This window comes from Sphingobacteriales bacterium (genome assembly GCA_016706405.1).
Classification (GTDB): Bacteria; Bacteroidota; Bacteroidia; order Chitinophagales; family UBA2359; genus BJ6.
Genome location: JADJJT010000002.1, coordinates 1292224 through 1316459, shown reverse-complemented (window position 1 = coordinate 1316459; position 24236 = coordinate 1292224). Strand labels below are relative to the sequence as shown.

The window sequence follows — 24236 nt, the reverse complement described above, 5'->3', positions numbered from 1 at the left end:
TGTGTTTAGCGCTTTGCCATTGCAATTTGTGGGGTCTTATTTTGCCACTGTTATCTTTGCCGTATCATAAGTTTTGCCTTGGCTATAGACTTGTACTATGTACACACTGTTTGGCAAATGATAAAGGTTTATAGGTTCAATTGAATGAGAAACAGGGCTTGAAAAAACCTTAACGCCTTGTAAATTATACACTTGTAAGAAGGTATTTTGTTGGCTGTTAATGAATTTTTCCGGAATTGTTACCGTAAACTGCCCGGTACTAATGGTTGGGAAAACTTCTAAGGTTTGCGCTGAAGCATCCTCGGACGTAGCCTCATTTATACTTGTAGTATATGAAACTTTTGCTATCTTAAATAACATACTACTGTCGGCATCAGTAATTGTTACACCATAATTACCTACAGCTAAATAGTTAATAGTTTGAGTGGTATCACCGTTGCTCCATTTGTAGGAATAGGGTTCAGTTCCACCCGAAACATTTACCGAAGCACTGCCGTCGGTGCAGCTATAACAACTCGCATCCGTAACAATAACCGTAGCAGTTAATTTTGGTTTTCCAACTTTGATTTCTACTTTAAAGGTTGCCGTAGTTACCATTTTTGTGGCGAGGCTAATTTTTAAGCTGTCGCCATTGTTATCTTCAAAAACGCCCGATATTGTATTTGCCGGAATAAGAATTTGGCCTAAATTGTCATCTTGGGGGCAAAACAAAGCATCGTCCCGCTCTAAAGCCTTTACAATAACGCTGTCGGCGGTCAGGTAGCCATTAACATAAAAATCAACTGGGCAATTATCATTTGCTTTGTCGGGTATTTTTAATTGAAGTATCTTGGCTGTGTTAAACAAGTTCAAATAATAGTCGGGACTACCGTCAGTAATACAATCACTCCACAATGTACTTGTTTTTAATAAGGTAAGTTTGTCAATAATTCTAAAACTGTCTGCCTTGGTTACCGTTAAACTTAAGGTGTATATGTCAAGTTCGGTGTAGTTTATAGTTGGGTTTTGTAGCGTCGAGGTTTGCCCATTGCCAAAATCCCAATAATAGGTATCGAAGCCCGGTAAAACAAAGGAAAACGGGATGGATTGATTAACAACAGCATCGTAATCATCCCAATCTGTGCCTAAGTTTAGGTCAACTTTAAATAAAGGCTGCGATACTGCTTTTGAACAAAGTGTTACTAACAAAATAGCGTAAAAAAAATAAGTTTTCATAAATGTGTCTTGTATTGTTTGAGTGAAAAAATTATACTTAGCAATGTTGATTTAATGTTGTTTTCTTTAATAAGACGCTCTGCTCTGTTTATTTTGGCCGGCTATTAAACTTTTTAAGAAAATAAATGTCGCCTTACAATTTTGGTTTTCCGGATAAGAAGATATAACTCGTAAAAAAATTGTACCACAAGGCTCAATATTTCGGATATTTGCGTCTAAATACAGCAAATTATTACCATCCGGAATAAGAATATATTTTCATATTGTAATTTTAAACCTATGCCGTTTCTTATAAAAAATCATTATATCGGTCTGCTATTTGTTTTTTTTGCCCTACTGCTTACAACCATTAACTGTGTATTTTTTGCCGCGCAAGCTCAACCTTGTACCACCGAAAATGCCGCCGGTTGTGTGTGCCCACCTCAAAGCGCCAATGCCGATACTTGCTGGCTTTTGCCCGACCTTAGTATTGCCAAAAAAATGTTGCTTGACCCCGAATGGAATACCGAAACTAAAGGAAATTATTACCTTTCGGTAGCAACGCCCAACGTGGGCTACGGGCCTGTACACGTAAAAGCCTCGAACTATTTTATTTGTGGCACCGATACGCTTTACTACGCCAATGGCATTGCCGATACCTGCCCCGGTGGCACCTACCCAAAGCAACTAATACGGCAAATTATATATATCAAAATGGGCGAAACAATGGATACTGTGCTGAGGTGGGCAGGCTCAATGACCTACCACCCTTTGCACAAACACATGCACGTTGATGATTGGTCGTATTACTCTATCCGGATAAAAAACCCCGAAGAGCCTAACCCTTTAAAATGGCAATCGGTGGCCGAAACAACAAAAACAGGATTTTGTTTAATGGATTTTGGCAGTTGTACCAGCACCAAATACAACGATTATTGCATTGATGCCCAAGGCAACGCCCTTAACAACCCCGCCGACATACCTAATTACGGCTTGGGCGGCGGCGAATATACCTGCGGTTTTGACCAAGGCATATCGGCAGGCTTTTTAGATGTTTACAACCAATATTTGCCCACCATGTCAATTCCAATACCCGATGATTTATGCGATGGCGATTATTATTTAGTGGTACAAGTTGACCCCTTAGATTATTTTTTAGAAATGGACACGACTAATAATTTATTGGTTTTGCCCCTTACCCTAACCGAACAAACACCCAAGCAAGCAAGTATTTTAGCTGTAAACGGCAAAAACCGCACCTGCTACACCGATACAACTTGGTTAAAGGCAACCACTGGCGATACTTTTTTGTGGAACACCGGCCAAACTACCCAAACAATAGCCGCTACTACTACCGGAAATTATTGGGTAACCATAACCAACCAATGCGGCAATTTTACCAGCGATACCGTTTCCATCGAAATTATTAATCCGGATACCCCCATTGCCCAACCCGACACAGTTTGCATAGGCGAAATTCCCATTTTTACTGTATCAGCTGCCGACTCGTCCGTTAATTGGTACGCCTCGCAAACCGATACAACCCTTTTAGGAAATGGTTTAAATTTTAGCCCCCCTGCCCCACCCTTCAACGATACTGTTTTTTATGCCGCACACCTGCAAAATGTAGTAGGGCAAAGCCATTATTGCCCACCTTACGATAGGTTTTTTGGCCCCGGAGGTATTATTCCGCCTAATTATCGCGGGTATTTGGTATTCGATGCACTTAGCCCTTTTGTGCTTAAATCTGTTGAAATTACTAACCTTGAGCCGGGCGAAATCACCATTGAACTGCGCGACAGCACAGGCCTTGTACTACAAAGTAAAAAACAGTTTATTGAATATGGCACAAAACGCTACGATTTAGATTTTTATTTGCTGCCGGGCAAAAAATACCAGCTCGGCACAGCCGAAAAAGCTCGGTTTTTCCGGAATTTTAGCCCCGTAAAATTTCCATTTCAAGTAAATGGGTTTGTGCGCATTACAGGCGGATTTTGCCAAGAGTGCGGCTCGGGCGAAAATATTATACCTAATAACTACTTCTCGTTTTACAAATGGCAAATTGACGAGCCCAATTATGCTTGCCTAAGCCCTCGCATACCTGTAATGGCAGTTGTTGATTCGTGCGTGGGTGGCACCTCCGGAGGGTTTAGCCAGAACAATATAGCTCAACTGCAAATTATACCATCGGCCATCAACAAACAGCAACAAAACGAAATAAAAATTGTAGGCCAAATTACTGCTGCCGAGGGCAATTACCAACAAAAAATACAATTTGCCTTGTATAATTTGTGGGGTCAAGAAGTATTTATAAGTAGTTTTTATGTTAATACCGCCCAACCTGTACAACAAAATTTAGTTTTACCCCCGGCACTTTTGCCGGGCTTGTACGTTGCTAAGGTTTATCCGGAAAAAAAGGCTTGGGTTTGGCATCAAAAATTATTGCTTTATGGCAATGACAAGTAATTTTTGGAGCTTGGAAAATTAAATTGCCGAGTTTATCTACATTTAAACCCTTTGGGTTCTTATCTGTAGAATTTATTATGTTGTGGGTTCAAAAAAGTGTGGAAGCTATTTTGGGGAATCCTATTTTTTTAATCATTTTTGTGAACATGAGTGTTTAATTTTATAAAGCCAAACTCTTTGTTGAGCTCAATGGCAACCACCCTAATGACCGTATAACAAGGCATGGCCAACAACATGCCCACAATGCCGGCCATTGTACCGGCAATAAGTATGACCAAAAATATTTCTAAGGGGTGGGCTTTAATACTGTTCGAAAAGATATAGGGCTGAAAAAAAACGTTGTCAATAATATGTACCACCAAAAAAACCGTAAAAATTTTAAAAGCCAATGGCAATAAAGTGCCATAAAAATTAGGGTCATCTAACGAGGCAGTTATGCCTACCAACATGCCAAAAATACTGCCTATAAGCGGCCCAATAAAGGGAATTATATTAATACATCCGGCAAAACAGCCAATTAATAAAGCATATTTAACGCCTACTAAACTTAATCCTAAAACGGTAATTATAGCTACTAATGTTATTTGTATTAGAACGCCAATAAAATAACGGCGCAATAAAGTTTGGCAGGTAGTGGTTACATGTTGAAATTTAAACTCCCATTTTGCCGGAACAAAGGCTACGGCCACTCTGTATGGTATTTGTGGGTCAATTAAAAAAAAGAAAGTAATAAACGTTATTGAAAACGTGGCAGCCGCTAAATTGCCCAGCAAACCGACCAAAGACGAAAAAATACCCGATACATTGCCCATATTGACCAAATTGGTAAACCCGTCGCGAATGGCATCGCTTACCGCCGAGCTCGAATCGTGTAAATTAAAACGGTTAATCCAAGAATCGGCACTGTTTAACGACAACTCTAATTGCTTGGTAATGCTTTGAAAATTCAAATTGCTTATCATATCAATTTCGCCATAAATTACCGGAACAACCAATGCAACAATACCCACCACCACTAAATAAAACAAGATTAAAGTTAAGATAGCCCCCACCCAGCGCGGAAGCCTGATTTTGCCGCCAAAGCTAATTTGGTGCAAGCGGGTAGTTAAAGGCGCACCAATTAAAGCCAAAATTCCGGCAATAAGCAAATACAACAATATAGTTTGTAAATGAAATACAAAATATGCCAATATGCTTAGCAAGCCCAAAATAAAAACAAGTCGCCAAAAATTACTCATAACAAATAAGATTATATTTAATATTGCTTACTTATTTTTTAGTAGGACTGTTTTTTTTAGTAAAAAATTTAGCACCCCATTTTAAGCGTGGCAAATAGTTTTCAATATTAAACAACGCCGAGTCGTTCATAGCTTTGTAAATAAAAAACAAACCTACAGGAAACAAAATAAACAAGGGCATCCAGCCGCCTAAAAATGGGCTGATAAGCTTAGATTCGGCCATTTTTTTGCCAATGGTTGATAAAATATGGAAGCTAAGGAAAAAGGCAATTGCTACAATCATGGGCATTCCTAACCCCCCTCTGCGAATAATGGCACCCAAGGGCGCGCCAATTAAAAACAGCACAAAACAAGCCAGCGACAAGGTAATTTTTTGGTGCAAAATAACGCCTGCCTTAATAATTTGGTTTTCGTAATTGCCCTGTTGAGTTTTTTCAAGGCGGGCAAAGTTTTTAACATTTCGGGCGTTACGGGTAGCTGCCTGTTTAATTTCGACAGCCATGTTTGGTGGAAATTCGGTTAAAATTTGGGCAAAATTTGTTTGGTTTTGCAGCAAAGGGTTAATTTCCGGATGATTTAATTGCGCTTGATATGTTTTAAAAAAAGTGCTGTCTTTAAAAAAAATAAAATTTGTTTTTAGGTTAGCCTCTAAATACGAAACGCGGTCGGTCATTTTTTTCCGGATAGAATCGTTATGCGCCGTCAGTTGGTTGACGTTCATTAGTTTAATACTATTTTTAAACATGTTTTCATCGGCTTGGTTAAAACTAAAGTTCGACAGGTCAAACAACATCCGGTATTCGGTAAAATTATTGCGAATAAAAGCATTTGTAGGGTTGCGGCCTGGCCCTGAGGGGTTGCCCCCCGATGCTGGTTCTTCGACTTGGTAACCGTTGTACAACAAAAACACTAGCGAGCTGTCGGCTTCGTTGCGGTGCATTTCGCCGCGCTCGGCGTATAACGAGTTTACATTGCCCTGCCTTTCGCTGTGGTCATAAATAATTATATTGCGCATTTCGCGGCCACCTTTGGCCAACTCGCCAACATATATAACATAATTTTGAATGCCATCGTTAAATACGCCCGGTTTAATATTCAGTGCAGGGCGTTGGCGCGTAACCGAGTATAACATGGTCATGGCCTTTAAGTTGGCAACTGGGCCAATATTGTTGGCAAATAAAAACGACAATCCACTCACTAAAACAGCCACAATAATTAAGGGCATAATAAAACGTATCAACGAAATGCCCGAAGATTTAATGGCCACCAACTCATAATTTTCGCCAATATTGCCCAAGGTCATAATGGCAGCCAACAGTACGGCAATGGGCATTGCCAAGGGCACCATAGTTGCCGACATATAAAACATTAACTCGGCCACAATACCTAACTCTAAGCCTTTACCAACTAAATCGTCAATATATTTCCATAGAAACTGCAAAATAAGCACCAATAAAGCTATAAAAAAGGTGGCAATAAATGGCCCAACAAATGCCCGCAGTATAAACGAATCAATTTTTTTCATAAAAAGCCTTGTGCGAAAATACAATAAATCATCCGGATAATTTAATTAAGAACAAAATTACTATTCTTGTCGCTCAAATTTAATATATTCCAAACCTTTGTTGTAATAAATTCGCAGTTCGTTGCATTTACGGCTATAAGATGATGTGTTTCCTAAGGCAATTAACAATTTTTTGCCCCATAAATTTTGGTCGGTGCCGGTGGCGTTAATATTGGTAATTTCTAATTGGCTGTCGTTATCGGTTTGGTAATTTGCCGTTAAAGTGTGCTCAATAGTTTGCCCTGTTATTTGATTTTGGTCGTTAAACGTCAATACTATTGGCCGTGCGATATTTGATGGCTCGTGGCCAACTTCGCCCGTTAGCTGGTAATGGATTTGGGTCATTTGCCAACTGCCAATTAAGGTTTCTCGGTCGTTATCTTTACAACATCCGGAGGCAAAACCAAGCAAAATGGGCACAAAAAACAAAACAAATAAGGCCCTTAAATAAATTGGCAGCATAAATTTTTATCTTGCTAAAAAGTAATTATTAGTTTAACGCAAATAACCGCGGGCAAGGTTGTTTTTTTATTAAAACTAGGATAAAAGCACATCAGTTACAAGGGCAAAGATAGGATTTTTGTAAGCAATTAGATTTAACAGGTATGTTCGATACTGTATTTAAGGTTTAAGGAGTAGATAACCCAAGCACATACTTAGCAATTTTCCGGATAAGATATTTTTAAATAACCCTCAACAATTTAGAAAAATATTTAGAAAATCATAAATTTAACATTAATTTGTCTCCGTTTCGAAAACAAGACCCTGAATTGTATTGACCCCCAAACCAACCGCATTTACGCCTACGACTGGGTGCGCGCCCTGTGTTTTAATACGGCAAGGTAAAATAGCAAACTTCGACACTTGTTTTTTAACAAATCAATTAATCCCGAAGGGATTTTATGTTTATAGATAAACCCAATACAACCCGTTCTATAAACATTTGAACCCTTCGGGTTCTTAGTTTAGCTGTTGCAACTACAAGTAACAAACAAATTCATCCGGCATGTAGTAGGCGGGTTAGGCATCTCAAGCTAAGTATAAAATTAAAAAAGCCGACAATTAAACAAATTGCCAGCTTTAAGTTTTTATAATGCAGTATTTAAGTATTAGTGTCCGCCGGTATTAGGTGTGGTGTTTCCATTTCCAGCTGGGGTGGCGGCAGGGGTAACGGCAGCTTTTACATATAACATACTGTTTTCGGGGGTGGTATTTGCCCAAATAGTAACCGATTTTTTTTGTTGCCCTTTTTTGCCTTTCGAGTTAAATTTGACGTGAATTTCGCCGGTTGCGCCAGGAGCAATAGGGGTTTTGGGATAATCGGGTACGGTACACCCGCACGAGCCTTTAGCGCGGTCAATTTGTAAAGGGGCGTTTCCGGTGTTTTTAAAAGTAAAAGTATGCTCTTTAACATCGCCCTCGTTAATTTGCCCCCAGTCGAACTCGGTGCCATTGGTAAACTCAATAGTAGTTTTGGGCATGGCGGCTACTTTTGCCGACAAATCTTGGCCTTGTGCTTTACCGGCTGCCGGTGTGGTAGATGGCTGGGCTATTGCGGGGGTAGGTTTAGCTACTGTCGTTGGTCTTGATGCTACTGGTTTTGCCTCTGGTTTTGGTGTTGTAGTGTTATTGGCAGTCGCCTCGGTTTTATTGGCTGTACTGCTGGTGTCGGGGCCTTGTGGGTTAGCTTTTTTATGGCAGGCTGTTAGGCCAAATACTAAAAACAAAACCATACCGATACTAATAATTAAACGATTCATGTGTTTAAATAAATTAAAATGGTTGAAAGAAAATTTTTTGTTTGTAAATAATTTGGTGCAAAGGTAAATTACATTTTTTCGCATCAACTAAATTTTTAGTTAAAGAATGTAAAAGTGAGGTAATATTATTAAAATTAACTGGTTCGCCTTCGTTACCACTTAACTTTACTTGTTGCCACTTAACTAAAATATAAGATTTTGGTGATATTCCCCATTCTTCGTTTGTAACTATTTAACCGCTTTAAATGAATTCTGCCCATCGCTGCCATTTTTTAATCCGGATATGCCTTTGGGTGTTTTTAAATCGAAACTGAAAATACTATTCTGAAAAAACTCAAATATTACTTGTTAATATAAAACAAAAGCACTATGAATAAATAGGCAGTTTTGTTATTTTTTTTCAGCTACCGCGAATAAAAATCATTGGTCAGTTGTCTATTCAATAAACTTAGTTTAAATTCGCATTGTGTTTTGTATTTCCGGATAGATTTATTGGATTTGTGGTTTCAGATTAGCGTTATCCGGAAACAATTTAAGCAATACTATAATCATAACAATTATTTTTTAATTTATACATCCATAAACCATTTTTATGGCCTCAATAGCTCCTTTTACGCAAAAACTTGGTTTGCGCTTGGCTGCGCACTTATTGCGCCGTGCCAGTTATGCTTACTCAAAAGCTACCCTTGATAGCTTTGCCGAACTTACCCCCTCGCAAGCCTTAGATGTGCTGTTTATTACCAAAGAACCGACAATAGCTGAACCCATCGACCCCAAAACAGGCCAAGGTTGGATTAACAGCGGCACCGACCCCCTAACCATAGAAAACGGGCTGCGCCAGTTTGTTAAGGGGTGGTGGCTCAACGAAGCAAGGCAAGATGGCTCAATTGCCCATAAAATGATGTTTTTTTTACATGGCTGTTTTACCACCGAGGGTAATGCTGCTCAATCGCCTTATTTTTTCGATTATTTGGGTTTGTTGCGCTTCTATGCCTTAGGCAACTACAAATCATTGGCCTACCGCATGACCGTAGATAACATGATGTTGCGCTACTTAGATAATACTTTTAACGAAAAAGGAAAGCCAAACGAAAACTACGCCCGCGAATTTTTAGAACTGTTTACCATTGGCAAAGGCCCCCAAATTGGCGAAGGCAATTATACCAACTATACCGAAACCGATGTAAAAGAAGGCGCACGGGTGCTAACCGGTTTTAAATTTGGCAACCGTACCGACAATATTGACCCGGTAACCGGAATTGCCATGGGCAAAACAAATATTTACAAACACGATACCGAAGATAAAACTTTTAGCTCGGCCTTTGGCAACCAAACCATAAAAGGTGGTAAAACACAAGCCGAAATGCACACCGAACTACAAGAATATATTAGTATGGTGTTTAACCAAAAAGAAACAGCGCGCTTTATTGCCCGCCGCTTGTATCGTTATTTTGTTAGCACTAATATTACCACCGAAATTGAAACCGACATAATTGAAGCCTTGGCCACCACTATTTACGATAATAATTACGAGCTAAAACCCGCCCTTCGACAACTGCTTGAAAGTCAAAATTTTTACGATGCCGACGACAGCGATAATAAAGACGAAATTATTGGAAGTCTCTTAAAATCGCCAATTGAGTTGTTGCTACAGGCTATTTCGTTTTTTGAACTACAAATTGCCGACCCCAAAACTAACCCCGACGACCACTATTCAAAATTTTGGTCTAAAGGCATCATATCCGCTTTTTATGCCATTCAAGGATTTGACCCATTTTACCCCCCCGATGTGGCCGGCTACCCCGCTTACTACCAACAACCCGACTACACGCGCTTGTGGTTCAATGCCAGTTCAATTATACCCCGCTATAAAATGCCCGAAGCATTACTGTATGGCAAAGTCGCCTCGTTAAAATTAACCTTAGGCACCCAACTTGATATTGTGAACTGGATAAAAAACAATATAAGCAACCCTTACGATGCCGAAACAGTAGTATATGAGTTAATTAGCTACCTGCACCCCGAACAACCCGACACCGACCGCTATAACCATTTTTTATACACCGTATTTTTAGACGGCCTATCTGTAGAAGACTGGAATTACGAATGGGATGCCTATATTAAAACCAGCGAAGATGGGGAGGTAAAAGCAGCCCTTAATAACTTGATAAATGCACTTATGATTGCCCCCGAATATCAAGTTTTTTAGAATAAATAAAAAACCGGAGCCTTTTTCTTAACAAACCAAACAAAAATATCCGGATAAAACAGCAATAATAATTTGTAACCGCAAAAATCATTACACACAACCCACAAAACTTAGCACCTATCTGTTTAAAATCTTACAATAAATAATATATGAATCGCCGCAATTTTTTAAAAATAACCTCGCCTTTAGCTTTGGCACCTATTGCCATAAACGGATTTACCGCGCGCGCATTTGCCCCAAACGCTTTGTTAAACGCACTATCGGGCGCATGCGATGGCATTGAAAACCGTATTTTAGTATTAGTACAAATAAAAGGCGGAAACGACGGCTTAAATACTATTGTGCCGCTTAATCAATACGACACTTACGCCCAATTACGACCTACCATAAAACTTCCGGAAAAAGGCACAAACGGACTTATTGCCTTAGACAATACCCTGCCTTTAGCCGACCAAGTTGGATTGCATCCGGCCTTAACCAGTTTTAAAAATATGTACGACAGCGGTCAAATGCACATTGTGCAAGGCGTTGGCTACGAACAAATCAACAAATCTCATTTTAAAGCCACCGATTTATGGCTTACCGGCGGTGATGGCACCCCCGAAAACTACAATATAAACTCGGGATGGATGGGGCGATATTTGGCTTATACCTACCCTGGCGTAGCCGGAAACCCCAGCACCCAAATGCCCGACCCACTTGGCATACAACTTGGCGACCCCAAACCTTCGCTCGGTTTTCACTCCGAAGCCGAACATGCCACCTCCATTAATCTTAGCGGGCAAGACCCCGCCGGCTTTTACAGCCTTATTTCGACAATTGGCGGGCAGCCAATATCCAATATGCCTAACTCAGACTACGGCGACCAGTTGCAGTACATTTCTGACGTAGAAAAAAATGTCAGTGTGTATGCCGAGCGTATATCGGCTGTATTTAATGCCGGACAAAATTTAGGCACTTACCCCGGCGAAACATTTGCAGCCCAGCTTAAAACGGTTGCCCGCCTTATTAGCGGCGGTTGCAAAACCAAAATATACTTAGTGCAATTAGGTGGCTTCGACACGCACAATTCACAGGTAGATACCGCCGATACAACCATTGGCACCCACGCCGAGCTATTAACACGCTTGTCGCAAGGCATCGAAGCATTTTATGCTGATTTGGCCTTGCTAAAATTAGCCGACCAAGTAGCCACCGTTACTTTCTCGGAATTTGGCCGCAAAGCCGCCGAAAATGGCAATTTTGGCACCGACCACGGCACCTTAGCACCTATGTTTATATTTGGTAATGCCTTGCAGGCAGGCGTATCGGGTACTAACGTCAACCTTTCGGACCTTGAGAATGGCGAGCAACTTAAAAACCCACAACACGACTACAGGCAGGTGTTTACAACTATTTTACAAGACTGGTTAGGGGCATCTGGTTCATGCTTAACAGCTACTATGTTTGAGGAATATCAAACCCAAAAACTTAATATCTTGCAAAGTAGTACCGTTGTTGACCCCGATTGCTATATAGATACAATTGCCACAAGCATAGATTTGCCCAATAATACTGCCATTGGTGCGGCACAAATGACGGTTTACCCAAATCCGGCACAAAATATTGCTTGGTTGCAGCTATCATCGGCCATTAACACCGAGGCACAATTAAATATATGTAATATGGCAGGGCAGGTGGTTCAAAAACGTGCGTTAAGCCTACAGGCTGGGGCTAACTTGTTGCCAATTGGCCTAAACCGCGTTGCTGCCGGCAATTATATTATACAAGTTTTAACCAATGACGGACAAATTGCACAAAAAACACAGTTAGTAGTGGTAAAATAACAAATGAAGCCAATTGCTGCTGCTTAGTTTAGTTAAGCAAAATCCGGAGGATAGCAATACCCGCTATGGCCCATAAAATAAGGGCTACCGCTTTGTTTAAATACAAGTTCAGATTTTTTATTTTACTGAAATAGTTTTTTGCTAAAAAGGCAAAAAGCAACATGGCCATCATAGTGCCTAATCCGGTACTTAAAATAAATACTGTAGCCGTACTTAGCTGGGTGCTAATAATATGGTTCGATAAACCGTATCCGATATAAAATAGCCAAAACGGATACACGAGTGTATTTAAACTGCTAAAAAATGCGCCTTTAACAAAGGCATTGTTGTTTATACCGTATTTTTTCATCCGGATTTTGCTCTCCGAATTAGGGTCGTGCTCCGATTTTAATTGCGCTAATAAATTGCTGGATTGCTTAAAAAAATACCAGGTGCCAAGAACTATTAATATTGTTATACCAGTATAGGTAAGCACCGTTTGTACCATTTCTTTTTCGTGGGGCAGCAAAGTAATAATTAAAAAACAAAGGGCAACTTGTATAATTTCGACCACAACTGCGCCCAATGCCAACCACAAACCCAACCGTATTGATTTTTGGGTGGTTGTTTCAATAACATTTAACCCAATTAATCCGGGAGGTAATGCCCCAACAAAACTGGCTGCCGCACCAAAATACAAGGCTTGAATCATAACGCTAAAACATAGTTTGCTCTTGACAAGAGCAGATTTGAAAAAAACGTGCAAATTTACAAGAAAAAAATGAATATTTTTTTAATATATGCCTTTTTTTGAGTTAACTACTTGAAATTTAGCGGGTAATCATCTATTTAGGCATTATCTTTTTTAGTATCTGTTGCGAACTGGCTTTGTAGGCCGCACTTCCATAAGGTAAATTTTGTTGAACGATGGCTATAAGTTCGGGTTTTAGGTCGGGGTATTTTTTTTGGGCAATTTGGGCTAAAAAGCGCATGGCATAACATTTAGTTGCAATAGCTTCGGCTGGGTTTTGCAGCCAGGTAAAACAAAGGTCAATAGCTTGCCCAAGATGTTTGGCCGGCGCAGCAAGCCCTAAATCCTTTAAGGTGCAGGCAATGTTTCGCTTGGTAGCATCGTGCAAATTTGGTTGTGTGGCCTTTTGCAACAATTCACCCCAATAAGGTGCCAACAAATTGGCGTTTTGTTGGGCTATTAGCCGCAGCGACCATGCCGCCCTTTGACTAATAATTTTATTGGAGCTACAAAAAGCAGCAATATACTGTGGCATAAACGCATCCGGATGATTGACTACCAAATCGGCAACCTCTACAGCCGTACTTTTTGCATGTTTAGCTAACAACATGGCTTCTATTTGCATAAAAATTAATTTATTCTAGGTCAATCGATCTAAAAACATCTTACATTTGAGGGCGAATTAGGCAATAAGCCTGCTCCTCTTAAAATATTTATCTTAAATTTAAATCCCTTATATTAGTTATGTTAAAACAAGCACAAACTTACGCTTTAATTGGCATATTATTTTGCCAAATACTGGGACTATACACAAGTTGTACTTCTCCGTCAAACCAAAACAACCCCACTACTACCACTACTGCTCCTGCCAATAACACGCCTCAACCAGCTACAAATTCAGAGACAACTCCGCCTGCCCCATCAAACAACCTAATTAGTTGCAACGGTATAGACCAAGTAAATTTAACTGACACAGAAGCCGACATAATTCGAAAATATGGGCAGGCTAACGTAACCCGCGATACACTTTACGCCGAAGGTATGCCCGTAACCATTGGCACGTATGTATTGCGCGACACCCCCCGCGAAATACAAATAATTTGGGAGGGGATTGACAAACCCGGACAAGATATGTTAATTCCAAATTTCAATAAAATTAGCTCATTGGTTGCCAAACACGAAAAAAGCCCTTATAAAACGGCTAACGGCATACAAATTGGTGTTACAACGGTACAAGATTTGCAAAAATTAAACGGCGGCGTACCATTAGGTTTTTCGGGATTTGGTTGGGATTATGGCGGTAGCTGTTGCAATTTTAAAGGCGGAGCTTTTGAAAAAGAGATGCCCTGTATAGGATTTCAACTGACCTATGATGAAGGTGGCAAGCCACTAAGCGATAAAGAGATGAATGCAATTATGGGCGACCAAGAAGTTTTGTCGGATAATAAAGTTTTAACAAAACTACGTGCCTACGTGTTAGAAATTTCGGTGCACAATAAATATCCGGAAACAAAATGAGGTAAAGAGCAATTTTTATTTTATCCGGATAAAAAACACATCAAAACAAATTAAATTAAGTTAAAACACTAGTATTGAGCTACAAATACTACAAATACTCAAAATTATGTACCAAACGTGGCCTGCCCTTGCCGTAATTTTGCGCCATGAAACAAAATAATAACATTTTTAAGCTCGTTTTTTGGTTTGGTATTTTATTTTTTGCTTTAAGTTTTAACAAAAATACATTTGCCCAAAAAACTCATTTCGCTTCAACAACCTCAGCCAACGACACCATGTTGCTGCGTGGTTTTGTTTACGAAGAAATTCAAGGTAAAAACGAACGATACCCTATTATTGGCGCAGGCGTATATTGGCATGGCACCACAACAGGAGTAATAACCGACGAATTTGGCCATTTTGAAATTGCCCCCTTGCCAGGATTTGATACCTTGGCCGTTAGTTTTGTTGGCTTCCCTAAAACGTTGTTGCCTATAAACTTTGCCGATGCCAGCAGTATCAATCAGCCCATTACCATTTTAATGCAGCCCGGCCTTGAGTTAAATAAAGTTGAGGTGTTGGCACAGCGCGGTTCAACTTTTATTTCGCGCCTTAGCACCATTAAAACCGAAAACGTTACCGCCCAAGAGCTATGCAGGGCAGCCTGCTGCAATTTAAGCGAAAGTTTTCAAACCAATGCTACGGTAGGGGTAAATTATGCCGATGGTGTAACAGGTGCCAAAGAAATTACCATGTTGGGCTTGGCCGGACGTTATACCCAATTACTTTCTGAAGGCATGCCTTTAATGCGTGGCCTTGCCGCCCCGTTTGGCTTAACTTACGTTCCGGCATTATGGATAGAAAATATTCAGATTGCAAAAGGTAGCGGCTCGGTAATGAACGGCCCTTCGTCAATAGCCGGGCAAATTAATACTGAATATATAAAACCCGACAAGGCCGAGCGACTTTACTTAAATGTATTTGGCAATAGTATGGCCCGGCTCGAGCTTAACGCCAATTATGCACACCGCTTTAAAAAATCGCCGTGGTCAACCGCCTTGTTGTTTAATGCTAACACCCATCCTATTAAAAACGACCATAACGAAGATGGCTTTTTAGACTCGCCGCAACTAACTGCTTACAATGTTTTGTCGCGCTGGAAACGCGATACCGACAAGCTAAAAATACAGTTTGCCCTTAAAGGTTTGTACGAAGACCGCACAGGAGGGCAAACAAGCTACGATAAAACACAACCCAGAACCATAAATAACGGCTATGGAATTGGTATTGAAACGGCGCGCCTCGAAGCATTTGGAAAGACAGGCTACGTATTTAATGATAAACAAAGTATAGGTTTGCAATGGGCTGGTGTTTGGCATCATCAAACAGCATTTTTTGGATTACAAAATTACGATGCCACCCAAAAAAGCGCCTATGGTAATCTTATTTTTCAACATGGACACCCTAGCTCGCAACGGCATAGTTTTACTTCCGGATTAAGTTTTGCCTACGATGCCTATGCCGAAAATTTCAACCAAAATACAGCTAATCCAGAAGAAATAATTCCAGGCGTGTTCGGCGAATATTCGTATAGCGTTCCTAAAAGACTAACTGCCGTACTGGGGTTGCGGGTTGACCACTTAAACAATTCCGGATGGTATGTTTTACCGCGTATGCACTTCAAATTTGACCTTACACCGCAAACAGCCCTGCGTTTATCGGGTGGGCGTGGTTTTAGAACTGCCAAAATTTATGCCGAAAACATGGCTATATTTACTACCGGTCGCACCTTAAATATAACTGAAAAATTGCTTCCGGAAGATGCTTGGAATTATGGAGCCAGTTTAGTACATAATTTTTATATTGAACGGCGAGATGGACAGATTTCGTTAGATTTTTTCCGGACTAATTTTATTAATCAGGTAATAGTTGATGCCTATAGCAATAGCAACGAATTGCGCTTTTATAATTTATCCGGAAAATCAATTGCCAACAGTTTTCAAGCCGAAATATCGGGCGAATGGCTGCCCCGATTTACCGCCAAGGCTGCTTATAAATTAGACTATACCTTTGCTACCTACAACGATAAATGGTTGCCGGTGCCATTTTTGCCCCGCCATACCGCAATACTATCGCTTAGCGCCCGCACACGCAACAGAGCCTGGCAAGCCGATATTACCACCCGCTACCAAGGTAAGGCAGCACTTACCAACCATTTGGCGGCTACACAACACGACAATAACCACCAGCCCGATAACGATGACGTTGCTTACTCGCCCGATTATATTACCTTGCAATCACAAATTACTTACAACCATAAGCAATGGAGTTTTTATGTTGGTGGCGAAAACTTAACAGGTTACACCCAACACATGCCCGTAATTAAAGCTCAAACACCGTATAGCCCACAGTTTGATGCCGCTAATGTTTGGGGGCCACTTGAAAAACAAACCGTGTATGCCGGTATTCGGTTTAAAGTGATATAAATGCAATTCGAAAAAATGGTTTTTTAATTTATTAACACATTATCAATTAACCTAACTGCGCCAAAGCGCACTGCTACGCAGGCAACAGTTGGCGTTTGAGTTTGCCACAGCACCAAAGGTTGTAAAAATTGGGCATCAACAATTTCAAAATATTCGGTGTGCATACCCTCAACGCCGTTTAGCTGCTCTATACAATACCGTTGAACTTGCTGTGGCAAACATTCGGGGTTATTAAACTGCTGTGCTGCCCATTGCAGGGCTTCGTAAATAACACCTGCCATTTGGCGCTCGTGTGGTGTTAGTCGCTCGTTGCGCGAACTCATAGCCAGCCCGTTTGGTTCGCGCAAGGTAGGGCAGGCCACTAACCGGACGGTGCTATTGGTTAAAGCCAATAAACGCCGCACAACTGCTACTTGCTGGAAATCTTTTTGCCCCATAAATAAAGCTGTAGGTTGTACAATATTTAACAAGCGATTTACTACCTGTGCAACCCCATTAAAATGACCAGGGCGACTTTTGCCCTCCATGGGCAATGCCACCTCGCCCAAGTCAAAAGGTTGTTGCGGCGGCAATCCAGAGGGATAAACTTCGGCAACATCGGGCAAAAAAAGCAGATTGCAACCAGTGTGGCTTGCTAATAGCTCCATATCGCGTTCAACAGGTCGGGGATATTTCTCAAAATCATCTTTTTCGTTAAACTGTGTTGGATTTACAAAAATACTAACTACCGTACAATTGGTTTGTTGGCTTGCCATTTGTATCAAAGATAAATGACCGGCATGTAAAGCCCCCATTGTAGGAACAAAACCAATCGTTTTGCCTTGGTTTCGCTGTTGTTGTAAATAATTTTGCAGTTGGGCCACAGTTTTAAAAATAAACATGGTTGCAATAATTAGTTGATGTTAATTTAGTTGATAATGTCAGGTAAGTAGGTAGGCAGCAAAATTAAAAATTAGGCGATAATCCTTCTGCTTCATAAAATGCGTTAATAATATTGGCCACCTCGTCAACATCATCGGTCGTCCTAATCAAATCAAGGTCAGTTGGATTAATATTCTTTTCAGTTTCTAATACGGTTTGTTTAATCCAAGCCATTAGCCCCGACCAAAAATCAGTACCCATTAAAACCACTGGAACGCGCGTAATTTTTTGAGTTTGTATTAAGGTTAAACATTCGAACAATTCGTCTAAAGTACCAAAACCACCCGGAAGAAAAATAAATGCTTGGGCATATTTTACAAACATCACTTTCCGGACAAAAAAGTAACGATGGTTAAGCAGTTTGTCGGCATCAATATATGGATTATGAAATTGCTCGAAAGGCAAATCTATATTTAAACCTACCGACTTGCCGCCAGCGTTATATGCCCCCTTATTGCCTGCCTCCATAATGCCTGGGCCTCCGCCAGTAATTATACCGTATCCATCTTGAACCAATCTTTTGGCTACTGCTTCAGACATTTTGTAATAAGGGCTGTTTGGCTTGGTACGCGCCGACCCATAAATAGAAATACACGGCCCAATTCGTGCCATCGTATCAAATCCATCAACAAATTCGGACATAATTTTTAGGATACGCCACGAAGATTCTGCTTTAACTTCAGACCAGTTTTTTTGGTGATGTTGCTCTAATGGTGTCATAATAAAATTTTATAAAAATAAATAATCAGTAAATTTACACTAAGCTCAATACCTCAATCAAACACCATTCGGTTTTGTAGGTTACATTTTTTACTTGTAAGTTTGGGTAATTTTGTAGTGCGTTTGTTATAAATGGTACATCGGCATGAAGTAAGCCACTAAGCAGTAGCGAGCCGCCTGCTGCCAAAGCGTGGGTTAAATTGGCTAACGACTCTAAAATAATATTGCGGGTAATATTAGCCACAATGGTTTTGTAAGGCTGGTTAGGTGCGGTAGCAATTGCCGTATCATTGCCCACAATAACGGTGCTAATATTATGTAGTTGATGTGCTAAAAGATTTTCGGCAGCTATTTTACAAGCGTGGGCATCATTGTCTATACAAACAATATTTGCCGCCCCTTTAAGTCCGGCCATAATAGCTAAAATGGCAGTTCCACATCCAAAATCTAAAAAGCTATGACCTTTAAGGTTCATTTCAAGCAAAGCTTCAAGCATTAACGCCGTAGTTTCGTGGTGCCCTGTGCCAAAAGCCATATTGGGGTCAATGGTAATAGTGTAGGGGTAGTTTTCTTTTATAAGCGACTGTTGAGCATGGAAAGGAGCTTGTACTAATAATTTACCACCGATAATTAGAGGTTCAAAATTGTTTTCCCATTCGGCGTTCCAATTAATATCAGGAAGAGGTTGCGTGTATAGCCATTTTATATCCGGATAAAATTGAATAGCCTCTAACATGTTCGCTTCGTTATAATACTCTTCCGGAATATAGGCACATAAACCTATTTCTGTAAATTCAAATCCGTCGTAGCCAATCTCACTCAGCTCGGCCATAGCAATTTCAATTAGCTCAGTAGTAGAAATAGAATAAAAAACTTGTAAGTAACCCATAATTGTTAAAAATGTGGCGACAAAAATAGGTCAATTAGCCCAAAAATGAAAAAAAATAAGAGACTGTCTAAAAATTAAAAATTGGCATGCCAGTCCTAAAAATTGATAGGAAAAAAGTTATTAAAAGAGATGTGAATAAAAGACTATCAGTTTGACGTTTAAATAATAATTCATAGCTTTATGAAAAATCAAACACATAAAGTAAAATGAAAACCTACCCAAGCAGTCTCACCGATAGTCAATGGAGTGCAATATTAGGCATTTTAGACGACAAACGGAAACGAAAACACAGTTTAAGAGAAATTTTTAATGCGCTGTTCTATTTGCTTAAAACTGGCTGTCAATGGCGCATGCTGCCGTTCCATTTTCCGTCATGGAAGCTTGTTTACTACTATTTTACCAAGTGGAAGAAGGATGGGACGATAGAACTCATCCATGAAATACTCAGGGATAAGACTCGAAAGCAAGCAGGCAGGGCTTCATCGCCAAGTGTTGGTATAATTGATAGCCAGAGCGGTAAAGACAACAAGCGTCGGAGGCTTGTGCAGAGGGATTGACGGGGGTAAAAAAGTTAAAGGCAGAAAGCGGCATATTATTGTAGATACAATGGGACTACTTTTAGCGGTTGTGGTTCATGCGGCAAATGAGCATGACAGTAAATCAGCCCCAATGGTTATAGCTGACCTCAGAGGCAGGTTTTGCAGATTGGTAAAGATAGTAGCTGATGGCGGGTATAGAGGCGAGTTAATTGAAAATACCCGCAAAACGTTTGGGTGGGTGGTTGAGGTTGTAAGTAGATCGAATACAGCCTCGAAATTCGAAGTATTGCCAAAAAGATGGATTGTTGAAAGAACTTTTGCATGGCTCGAAAGCTATCGAAGATTGAGTAAAGACTTTGAGTTCCAAACCGAAACGAGCCAGACAATGATCCAACTTGCCATGATAAAATTGATGCTTAATAGAATTAGAAAATAAAATTTAGACAGGCTCTAAAAGTTTTAAAAAAAAATGAAAAAAAACTTGTTAAAGTCGTTACCTTTTCGTTACTTTGTGTCTTAAATGTGAGTTGAGTGTAGTGATTGGGAGCAGGATATTAGAGGTAACCCCTCTTATCCTGCTTTTTTTATTGCCTAAATTTTCAAAAACAGACATTTTAGTTTTAAATCACTCAAACTTCACTCGGTTAATGCCAATTTAAACCACCTCTTTAAACTGGTGGTCTCTTTGAAAAAGCCCTGCGCATTGACCTTTATTATTACGGACACAAAACTTTGGCTTTTCCTCTGTATAACAGATGGTAAAACTGTTTCCGGATATCCGGAATTTTGGCTGCCCTTGTATCAATATATATTACGGCTGGGTCAAAATTTTTAGCTTTCATATTAAGGTTATTACTCTTATTGTTGCCTCTATTCTCTATTTAGAAAAGATAGAAGAAGAGTAATGTGCTAAATTAGTTGACAATACAAAATTCGATTTTCGCGAGGCACCAAAATTGTCCCTTCAAAGGCGCAAAATTATAGGAAATCACAGCTGTAATTACATTCTATCCCTAAAAACCTAGTTTTTATCCCTAAAATTTTAGGTTTAGGAATTTACATGGAACCTTTGCGTGTCAGAAAAAACAAAAACCGAAAATAGAAAGCTATAATAGCTATTTGCAGGTTCTGTCTTTTCATGGCGATATTTTTTTACTACAAACTTAATATTTAAGTTATTTATGAAAAATTTAATTTTCTTTGCCTTGTTCTTGTTTTATTCCGTGTTATCTATTATGGCACAATCGGGGAACGGTACAATTACTGTTGGCAGCAAAATTACCGAGGGACAACGTATTCATTCCGCCAACAAATCCCATTATCTGACTGTACAAGCCGACGGAAACCTTTGTATCTACAGCAGCAGCGATGCTTTTGTTTGGTGTAGTATGGCTACCAAAGGCGGCGGAAGCTATTTAACTTTTCAGGCAGATGGAAATTTAGTAGTTTATGACCGCAACAATCAGGCAGCGTGGTCAAGCCAAACACAAGCGTTTTTTGACCCTAAGTACGGAACAAATGAATGGAAGCCTGTTCGCGCTATTTTGGAAGATGACGGTAGCCTTTGCTTGTACACGGCTGCAAACAAAAAAGTATGGAACAGTCCGCCGGGCAATAATAATTCCGGAAACACCAGTGCCATAGACCCCAAATATAAACCTGCCGAAGGTTACAGCGGTCCTACAACAAAAAAACAATTAAATATTGTGCTGCCAATGTCTAAAAAAGCACAAAATGTTGAGGTAGAAATAACCCCAGACGGAAAAGTTATTTATCAAAGTGATATGGTATTAGGAAAAGTTGAAGATTTTACCAATACCCCCGCCCCATCTAATGATGCTGATAATTCCAGAAGATGGCCAAATTCTACCATCCCGTATGTTCTTCCTGCCGGGCACAGCAAAAGAGATATTATTTTAGCGGGCATCAACGAGTTAAACACCAAAACAAACCTGTGTATAATACCTCGAACAAATGAAAAAGACTATGTTGAGTTTGTCTCCGAATCTGGAAACTGGTCGGATGTTGGAAGGAGTGGTGGTATGCAGAAAATTTCAATTGATAAAGCGGGAATGGGCACAGTTGCCCACGAGTTATTACATGCTGCCGGTTTCAGCCACACGCAAAGCCGCGAAGACCGCGATAAATATGTTACCATAAATTTTGGCAATATTATCGAAGACAAAAAGCATAATTTCACTAGAGAGGAGGATAAGGCTACCAATATTGGTGCTTACGATTTTGGCTCGATAATGCATTATTTTGCTACCGCTTTTTCTAAGAATGGCCGAAATACTATTGATGTAAAAAGTGGTACGGCACCTGCAAATATGGGGCAACGCGAAGCCATAAGCGCCGGCGATATTGCAGCTATTGCCTCTATTTACCCACCTGGCTCGTGCAAACCCACCACAACCCCGCCAACTGCGCCAAGCACGTCAACTGCTCCAAGCACGGCAACGAGCGCTTCTAACTGTGAAGCAAAAGATGCGGTTAAAAAATACCAAACCATCTTAAATCTTGGCAACCGCATACTAGAAAAGGAAAAATTGGTATCGGCAAACGGTCGTTTCCAACTTCGCGGCACAACCGATGGCAATTTTGTGATAGAAGAGATTCTAAACAGCAATAACTGCCAATTTAAAGAAGTATATCGTTTTCCTTTAGAAGGGCAATGGGGCAACCCACCTGCTGTAAGCTTTTTAAGCCTCAACCCCGATGGAAATGTTTGCATAGACAGTAAACTAAAAAAGAATTATTGCGCAACTACCGGACAAGATAACGTTGCAGGAATAATACTAAACAAAGTTAAGCACGCCGAATTAACAGATGACGGCCGGTTAAGGCTTGTTACCACATCCGGAGAAGAAATATGGGCTACAGCACCTGCTCCGAACCAAAAACAACCAACTCAACCAACACAGCCGACACAACCAACAAGTACTGCAACACAAACGAGGGGAATATTGCAATTGGCAAAACTGCATCCCAATCGCCACTCTTCCAAGGAATCGAAAACAATGCCCCTAAGGTTATTGACGGTAATACAGACGGAAGATTAAGTATGGGGTCGGTGAACCAAACCGATGAAGGCGCATGCCCCTATTGGGAGGTTGATCTTGGTGCTATACACAACGTAGAAAAAATTGTAATATGGAACAGAACAGATGAGTGTTGCTGGAGTAAACAACAAAATTTGTGGGTGGCAACCGGTGCTGCTGATATAATAAGAGCAAGGACTACAGGTGGAGGAACCTATAAAAATAACGGTAACGGCACTATGACATCTACAAACTATCAAACTGTTTGTGGACATATGGGTGTGGACGAATTTAAAAATCGTAATGAAAATCTCGGTCCGTTTAGTTTTAAAGACCCCAACCAAAAAAACCGCACTGTTCCTATAAATCGCCAAGCCCGATACATTAGAATATACATAGATACAAATGATGCAAAAACACCCGGAAGCGGTAGCTTGAGCCTTGCCGAAGTACAGGTGTTTGGAACGCCTATACAAACTACTAGAACAAGAACCAGATAAATAGCACAATAAGAAAAATTATTTTGCGTTGCTTTTGCTGTGGGCTAAAAAATTGTTTTAGCCCACAGCTATTTATAAATATTTAATACAAAACAATATGTTGTTTTTTGTTTATAACCTTCTTTCGTTCCTTGCAGCAATGGTATTTGGGTTCAATTCGTCACTCAAAACAGAAAATTTGCAGCACTTAAATATACTGCATTACCAAGCACCCTGCCAGGGCGAGGGTGTTCAGTTCTGCTATTTAATTCGTACAGAAGATGGAGAGACCGAATTTTTTTACGATTCAATAGAAGGTTTCAATTATGAATGGGGACATAACTACGAAATAGAAGTAGAAAAACTAAAAATCGAAAATCCAATGGCAGATGCTTCTTCCTTCAGCTACCGGCTAAAAAAACTAATAAAAAAAGAAAAAGTACCCGCAAGCCTTCGTTTTGAACTGCCTTTGAAAGTTAACGGGTATAACATGGTGGATTCTGATGGCAAAAAATGCACGTATTTAGGCGAAATCGTCATCAATACAGGTGTTTTTTCATGCGATTCAATAGCATACGGGCAGGCGGGTATTTTTCAACACACCAAGGACGGAATAAATTTAATCGAAATTATAAAAAACATTCCGGATAAGAAAGAGTAAGGCACTGAATCGTTAA

At 40.1% G+C, this 24236-nt stretch carries 18 protein-coding genes and 1 pseudogene; 9 read left to right on the top strand and 10 right to left on the bottom strand.

The genetic code is table 11. From position 1 onward, the window contains the following. Positions 1-36: 36 nt before the first annotated feature. Positions 37-1215: a T9SS type A sorting domain-containing protein gene (locus tag IPI59_11405; GenBank protein MBK7528136.1), complete on the bottom strand. Its 1179-nt coding sequence runs from the start codon at positions 1213-1215 to the stop codon at positions 37-39. 279 nt (positions 1216-1494) lie between these two features. Here IPI59_11405 and IPI59_11400 point away from each other — a divergent pair, with 279 nt between their 5' ends. After that, entirely contained in the window at positions 1495-3660 is a 2166-nt protein-coding gene (locus tag IPI59_11400; GenBank protein ID MBK7528135.1) for a hypothetical protein, read from the top strand. Between the two features lie 128 nt (positions 3661-3788). Here IPI59_11400 and IPI59_11395 read toward each other — a convergent pair whose 3' ends face one another. From IPI59_11395 to IPI59_11380, 4 genes are all read right to left on the bottom strand, one after another. After that, positions 3789-4898, bottom strand: coding sequence for an AI-2E family transporter (locus tag IPI59_11395; GenBank protein ID MBK7528134.1), 1110 nt, complete (start codon positions 4896-4898; stop codon positions 3789-3791). Positions 4899-4929: 31 nt separating this feature from the next. Beyond that, positions 4930-6423 (bottom strand): LptF/LptG family permease, encoded by a 1494-nt coding sequence (locus IPI59_11390; protein MBK7528133.1) that lies wholly within the window; start codon positions 6421-6423, stop codon positions 4930-4932. Between the two features lie 60 nt (positions 6424-6483). Continuing rightward, positions 6484-6882 (bottom strand): DUF4847 family protein, encoded by a 399-nt coding sequence (locus IPI59_11385; GenBank protein MBK7528132.1) that lies wholly within the window; start codon positions 6880-6882, stop codon positions 6484-6486. A gap of 689 nt (positions 6883-7571) precedes the next feature. Beyond that, positions 7572-7943 (bottom strand): DUF1573 domain-containing protein, encoded by a 372-nt coding sequence (locus IPI59_11380; GenBank protein MBK7528131.1) that lies wholly within the window; start codon positions 7941-7943, stop codon positions 7572-7574. 871 nt (positions 7944-8814) lie between these two features. Here IPI59_11380 and IPI59_11375 point away from each other — a divergent pair. After that, positions 8815-10431, top strand: coding sequence for a DUF1800 family protein (locus tag IPI59_11375; GenBank protein ID MBK7528130.1), 1617 nt, complete (start codon positions 8815-8817; stop codon positions 10429-10431). A 149-nt stretch (positions 10432-10580) separates the two neighbouring features. Next, entirely contained in the window at positions 10581-12257 is a 1677-nt protein-coding gene (locus IPI59_11370; GenBank protein MBK7528129.1) for a DUF1501 domain-containing protein, read from the top strand. Between the two features lie 28 nt (positions 12258-12285). On the opposite strand, the gene IPI59_11365 is transcribed toward IPI59_11370, so the two are convergent. Both IPI59_11365 and IPI59_11360 read right to left on the bottom strand, forming a co-directional pair. Continuing rightward, positions 12286-12948, bottom strand: a complete 663-nt coding sequence (locus tag IPI59_11365) for a LysE family transporter (GenBank protein ID MBK7528128.1) — start codon at positions 12946-12948, stop codon at positions 12286-12288. Between the two features lie 133 nt (positions 12949-13081). Next, positions 13082-13612: a hypothetical protein gene (locus IPI59_11360; GenBank protein MBK7528127.1), complete on the bottom strand. Its 531-nt coding sequence runs from the start codon at positions 13610-13612 to the stop codon at positions 13082-13084. A 119-nt stretch (positions 13613-13731) separates the two neighbouring features. On the opposite strand from IPI59_11360, the gene IPI59_11355 reads away from it, so the two are divergent. Both IPI59_11355 and IPI59_11350 read left to right on the top strand, forming a co-directional pair. Beyond that, on the top strand, positions 13732-14505 hold the full coding sequence (locus IPI59_11355) for a hypothetical protein (GenBank protein ID MBK7528126.1): 774 nt from the start codon (positions 13732-13734) through the stop codon (positions 14503-14505). Between the two features lie 146 nt (positions 14506-14651). After that, positions 14652-16970 carry a TonB-dependent receptor gene (locus IPI59_11350; GenBank protein MBK7528125.1) on the top strand — a complete coding sequence of 773 codons (2319 nt, stop codon included), beginning with the start codon at positions 14652-14654 and terminating at the stop codon, positions 16968-16970. A gap of 23 nt (positions 16971-16993) precedes the next feature. Here the strand turns inward: IPI59_11350 and IPI59_11345 are convergent, their stop codons facing one another. The 3 genes from IPI59_11345 to prmA form a co-directional block, all read right to left on the bottom strand. Next, the gene (locus tag IPI59_11345) at positions 16994-17851 is read right to left on the bottom strand and encodes a pantoate--beta-alanine ligase (GenBank protein MBK7528124.1); all 858 of its coding nucleotides are present in this window, start codon (positions 17849-17851) and stop codon (positions 16994-16996) included. 64 nt (positions 17852-17915) lie between these two features. Continuing rightward, positions 17916-18611: a TIGR00730 family Rossman fold protein gene (locus tag IPI59_11340; GenBank protein MBK7528123.1), complete on the bottom strand. Its 696-nt coding sequence runs from the start codon at positions 18609-18611 to the stop codon at positions 17916-17918. Positions 18612-18645: 34 nt separating this feature from the next. Continuing rightward, complete coding sequence (gene prmA / locus IPI59_11335; GenBank protein MBK7528122.1) at positions 18646-19500, bottom strand: 50S ribosomal protein L11 methyltransferase; 855 nt, start codon at positions 19498-19500, stop codon at positions 18646-18648. A gap of 206 nt (positions 19501-19706) precedes the next feature. Here prmA and IPI59_11330 point away from each other — a divergent pair. The 4 genes and pseudogenes from IPI59_11330 (at position 19707) to IPI59_11315 (ending at position 24220) form a co-directional block, all read left to right on the top strand. Next, positions 19707-20475: pseudogene (locus IPI59_11330) on the top strand (IS5 family transposase). A 799-nt stretch (positions 20476-21274) separates the two neighbouring features. After that, positions 21275-23101 carry a hypothetical protein gene (locus IPI59_11325; GenBank protein MBK7528121.1) on the top strand — a complete coding sequence of 609 codons (1827 nt, stop codon included), beginning with the start codon at positions 21275-21277 and terminating at the stop codon, positions 23099-23101. Between the two features lie 2 nt (positions 23102-23103). Then, complete coding sequence (locus IPI59_11320; protein MBK7528120.1) at positions 23104-23580, top strand: hypothetical protein; 477 nt, start codon at positions 23104-23106, stop codon at positions 23578-23580. 97 nt (positions 23581-23677) lie between these two features. Further along, positions 23678-24220, top strand: coding sequence for a DUF4377 domain-containing protein (locus IPI59_11315; protein MBK7528119.1), 543 nt, complete (start codon positions 23678-23680; stop codon positions 24218-24220). Positions 24221-24236 lie beyond the last annotated feature (16 nt).

Excerpts from the sequence above, each read along its gene's own strand:
- IPI59_11395 (MBK7528134.1), bottom strand. The coding sequence starts at position 4,898 with ATGAGTAATTTTTGGCGACTTGTTTTTATTTTGGGCTTGCTAAGCATA.
- IPI59_11400 (MBK7528135.1), top strand. The coding sequence starts at position 1,495 with ATGCCGTTTCTTATAAAAAATCATTATATCGGTCTGCTATTTGTTTTT.
- IPI59_11315 (MBK7528119.1), top strand. The coding sequence starts at position 23,678 with ATGTTGTTTTTTGTTTATAACCTTCTTTCGTTCCTTGCAGCAATGGTA.
- IPI59_11365 (MBK7528128.1), bottom strand. The coding sequence starts at position 12,948 with ATGATTCAAGCCTTGTATTTTGGTGCGGCAGCCAGTTTTGTTGGGGCA.
- IPI59_11380 (MBK7528131.1), bottom strand. The coding sequence starts at position 7,943 with ATGCCCAAAACTACTATTGAGTTTACCAATGGCACCGAGTTCGACTGG.
- IPI59_11390 (MBK7528133.1), bottom strand. The coding sequence starts at position 6,423 with ATGAAAAAAATTGATTCGTTTATACTGCGGGCATTTGTTGGGCCATTT.
- IPI59_11320 (MBK7528120.1), top strand. The coding sequence starts at position 23,104 with ATGGGGTCGGTGAACCAAACCGATGAAGGCGCATGCCCCTATTGGGAG.
- IPI59_11360 (MBK7528127.1), bottom strand. The coding sequence starts at position 13,612 with ATGCAAATAGAAGCCATGTTGTTAGCTAAACATGCAAAAAGTACGGCT.
- IPI59_11345 (MBK7528124.1), bottom strand. The coding sequence starts at position 17,851 with ATGTTTATTTTTAAAACTGTGGCCCAACTGCAAAATTATTTACAACAA.
- IPI59_11340 (MBK7528123.1), bottom strand. The coding sequence starts at position 18,611 with ATGACACCATTAGAGCAACATCACCAAAAAAACTGGTCTGAAGTTAAA.
- IPI59_11350 (MBK7528125.1), top strand. The coding sequence starts at position 14,652 with ATGAAACAAAATAATAACATTTTTAAGCTCGTTTTTTGGTTTGGTATT.
- IPI59_11405 (MBK7528136.1), bottom strand. The coding sequence starts at position 1,215 with ATGAAAACTTATTTTTTTTACGCTATTTTGTTAGTAACACTTTGTTCA.
- prmA (MBK7528122.1), bottom strand. The coding sequence starts at position 19,500 with ATGGGTTACTTACAAGTTTTTTATTCTATTTCTACTACTGAGCTAATT.
- IPI59_11325 (MBK7528121.1), top strand. The coding sequence starts at position 21,275 with ATGGCACAATCGGGGAACGGTACAATTACTGTTGGCAGCAAAATTACC.
- IPI59_11375 (MBK7528130.1), top strand. The coding sequence starts at position 8,815 with ATGGCCTCAATAGCTCCTTTTACGCAAAAACTTGGTTTGCGCTTGGCT.
- IPI59_11370 (MBK7528129.1), top strand. The coding sequence starts at position 10,581 with ATGAATCGCCGCAATTTTTTAAAAATAACCTCGCCTTTAGCTTTGGCA.
- IPI59_11355 (MBK7528126.1), top strand. The coding sequence starts at position 13,732 with ATGTTAAAACAAGCACAAACTTACGCTTTAATTGGCATATTATTTTGC.